This is a genomic window from Shewanella electrica, from assembly GCF_022321485.1.
GTDB classification, from domain to species: domain Bacteria; phylum Pseudomonadota; class Gammaproteobacteria; order Enterobacterales; family Shewanellaceae; genus Shewanella; species Shewanella electrica.
Genome location: NZ_JAKOGG010000140.1, coordinates 1 through 290, shown reverse-complemented (window position 1 = coordinate 290; position 290 = coordinate 1). Strand labels below are relative to the sequence as shown.

At 57.9% G+C, this 290-nt stretch carries 1 pseudogene; it reads right to left on the bottom strand.

Annotation, left to right across the window (positions count from 1 at the left end):
• Positions 1–290 (bottom strand): annotated as a pseudogene (locus L9G74_RS20175) (hypothetical protein); the annotation flags it as partial.

The window sequence follows — 290 nt, the reverse complement described above, 5'->3', positions numbered from 1 at the left end:
ATCATCCTTCAGGTCCTTGCGGCCGCTGTTTGTGATTTCCCGTGTATGCAAGGAGGTTTGCACCGTGTTGGTCACGCGGCTCATGCAATCGAGCGCTTCCGGGTGCTTGAGCAATTCGCGCGCAATGAGTGCCAGCTCATAGGGAGAAGCCCGGTGCCCCAAGGCATCCGATCCGCTTGCATTGTAAAAGGTAAGCGTGTCCGCTCCGAGCTCGCGCGCCCGCTGGTTCATCAGATGGGCAAATTCCTTCTTGGAGCCGGAAATATGCTCGGCAACCGATTCTGCCACCG